The organism is Aerococcus sp. L_32 (assembly GCF_050689315.1).
In genome coordinates this window covers 1-2,833 of record NZ_JBOEQF010000272.1, presented here as the reverse complement: position 1 = coordinate 2,833, position 2,833 = coordinate 1, and the positions used below count along the sequence as shown (strand labels likewise).

The 2,833-nt window shown below is 43.1% G+C and carries 4 protein-coding genes and 1 riboswitch; of the genes, 3 read left to right on the top strand and 1 reads right to left on the bottom strand.

The annotated features are described in order from the left end of the window. Positions 1-373 (bottom strand): N-acetyltransferase family protein (locus ACRCJ0_RS11610; protein WP_431390516.1); only part of this gene is annotated, 373 nt, incomplete at its 3' end. A 153-nt stretch (positions 374-526) separates the two neighbouring features. Next, a riboswitch (TPP riboswitch) is annotated at positions 527-617 on the top strand. A gap of 185 nt (positions 618-802) precedes the next feature. Between ACRCJ0_RS11610 and ACRCJ0_RS11605 the strand changes: the two genes are divergently transcribed. The 3 genes from ACRCJ0_RS11605 to thiD form a co-directional block, all read left to right on the top strand. Beyond that, on the top strand, positions 803-1,642 hold the full coding sequence (locus ACRCJ0_RS11605; protein ID WP_431387377.1) for a hydroxyethylthiazole kinase: 840 nt from the start codon (positions 803-805) through the stop codon (positions 1,640-1,642). After that, positions 1,642-2,268 (top strand): thiamine phosphate synthase, encoded by a 627-nt coding sequence (gene thiE / locus ACRCJ0_RS11600; RefSeq protein WP_431387361.1) that lies wholly within the window; start codon positions 1,642-1,644, stop codon positions 2,266-2,268. Before ACRCJ0_RS11605 ends, thiE begins: the two co-directional genes overlap by 1 nt. Beyond that, on the top strand, positions 2,269-2,833 hold a 565-nt coding region (gene thiD / locus ACRCJ0_RS11595), incomplete at its 3' end, for a bifunctional hydroxymethylpyrimidine kinase/phosphomethylpyrimidine kinase (protein ID WP_431390515.1).

Here is a 2,833-nt window from a genome sequence, read left to right as displayed (position 1 = left end):
TAGCAGCCTTGTTCTCGGCCACAACTGCGTTGAACTGAATCCCTCTAAAACCGTGTATTTTAGCCGTTTCAATGGATTTTGCTACCAAGTCATTGATCAAACCCTGACCCCGGAAGGCTTTATTCACTGCGTAAGTCCCGTTGGCCACGTGACTAGCGCGCCCTTCGTTATTTGCTTTAATCAGGTAGTAACCAGCAATCTTATCATCCACCAGCAAGATGTCAACTTGATCATAAGCAGCCAGTTTCTTCTCAAAATTTTCACTCGAATAGAGGTCTAAACCAGGGAAAGCGACACCATCCACCAAAATATCGTTCCAGATTTCTCTAAGAACTTCCGTGTCGACTTGAGTGTGATTTTTGAATGTTTTCATACTGGTAGACCTCCTATAAATTTGTATCGAATACCCCTTATTATACCCATACCACCTACACCCGTCCAATAATCATCTGATGGATTTCAAGGTTTTACTCATATTGAAAGGGTTGACATTCCTCTAAAAGATTGTTTGAATAGAGTTAATTCATAGAGACATTTGGGGTGCTGTGACAGCTGAGATTATACCCATGGAACCTGATACAGTTAATACTGGCGAAGGAAAATGTAGTAAATATTGTCAAAAATATGATCCGTTTGGCTTTTTGCCTTGCTATCATTCATTTGGACGACTATTTCCCCCTTTTGTCGGATACTGACAGGAAAGGGGGATTTTTTTATTTTCCAAAAGGTGTCTAGATAATTGTATACCAATGATACGCCACCATAATGATTTAAAAAGATGCGATATTGAAAGGATTTAATGATGACAATCGATTTATATACATTAAAAGCTTTACCAACTTACGATAACCCATTTCCATTAGCTAAAAGCCCGCTAATTCAGTGCTTAACCAATACTGTGACGGTGGAATCAGTGGCCAATGCCTTATTGTATGTGGGGGCGGCGCCAGTCATGGCAGACCAGGCAGCTGAGATGGAAGTTTTCTTCAATCAAAACGACGGGGCCTTGATCAATATTGGGAGTTTATCGCCTGAGAAAATCCGCAACATTTTATTGGCTGCTAGAACAGCTGAAGAAACAGATACGCCTTTCGTTCTGGATTTAGTAGGTGTTTCAGCCAGTCCCTTGCGTAACGACTTAGCCCAAGAAATCAGTGCATCCACACCAGATGTCATCAAGGGAAACTTATCTGAAATGCGGACCTTCTGTGGCTTAGGATCAACAGGACGAGGCGTTGACGCAGGGGCCGATGATCAAAGTCAGGCAGCCTTAGTGGAACTGGGCCAAGCCATGCAAGAATGGGTGTCAGACCATGCCGGTACAACCTTATTAGCGACAGGACCAATAGACGTTGTCGCTGACGCGTCAGGCATTTACTACTTGAAAAATGGCGTAGACAATCTTGGGCGCTTTACTGGGACGGGAGACATTGTCGGTGCCTTGATTACAGCCTTATTAGGGGCTGGTCAGCCAGTCCTAGACGCTGTAATTTTAGCGGTATCTTACTTCAATTTATGTGGTGAAAAAGCAGACGCAACAACACATGGCCTAGCTGATTTTAGACAGGCAACATTGAATAACCTGTCTCTATTGTTGGCAGACGATGAATGGTTAACAGATATCAAGGGAGGTCAACTATAATGGATTACAGTTTATACCTAGTCACAGCGAGTTTTGATTACCAAGAAGACGCCTTTTTACAAGTGGTTGAAGACGCTATTAAAGCAGGGGTTACTCTAGTGCAATTCCGCGATAAGACGGCGACGAGTCGTGATGCATATGCATTAGCTTTAAAATTAAAGGCGATTACGGACCGATACGCCGTACCTTTAATTATTAATGACCGGGTAGATCTAGCGTTAGCGGTGGATGCTGCTGGTGTTCATATTGGTGATGATGAATTACCTGTAAATGTTGTACGAAAACTGATTGGTTCGGATAAGATTTTAGGGGTTTCAGCCAAAACCTTAGAACGGGCAGAAGAAGCCTTCCAACAAGGGGCAGATTATTTAGGCGTGGGAGCTATATTCCCTACAACAACCAAGGATTCTTCTTTAGTGACGGTGGATACTTTGCGGACAATTACAAGCCAAGTGTCGATACCGGTTGTGGCTATTGGGGGGATTCATTTAGATAATATAGATCAACTAAAAGACACAGGCATTAAGGGGATTTCAGTGGTTTCTGAAATTATGTTAGCAGATAGTATGCCTGACCGAGTAAGGCAATTACGGGCTAATTTGGCAGGAATCTTGGAGGTGAACTAAATGATGAATACAACACCACAAGTAGTGACTATCGCAGGTTCTGATTCAGGTGGTGGGGCAGGCATTCAAGCGGATTTGAAAACCTTCCAAGCGCGTAAGGCTTTTGGGATGTCCATTGTTGTCGCACTTACAGCGCAAAATACCCTAGGTGTCCAGTCATCCTTACCGGTATCATTGGACTTTATTGATGCACAATTTGCTTCACTTGCAGCAGATTTTAAGATTGGCGCTGTTAAAACAGGTATGTTATTTAACGGGGCATATGTAGAAAATGTCGTGAATAACTTAAAAAAGGTAGACTTTGGTCCATTAATTGTTGATCCCGTCATGGTAGCTAAAGGGGGGCATCAGCTCTTAGACCAAGACGCCATCGACGCCATTCAAAACCAGTTACTACCTATAGTGACTTTGGTTACACCAAATATTCCTGAAGCAGAAATCATCGCTGACATGACCATTGAATCAGAAGCGGATATGTTGGCGGCGGGATTGAAGATACAAGGATATGGGGCTAAAAACGTGATTGTCAAAGGGGGCCATTCAAAAGCAGAACGGGCCAGAGACC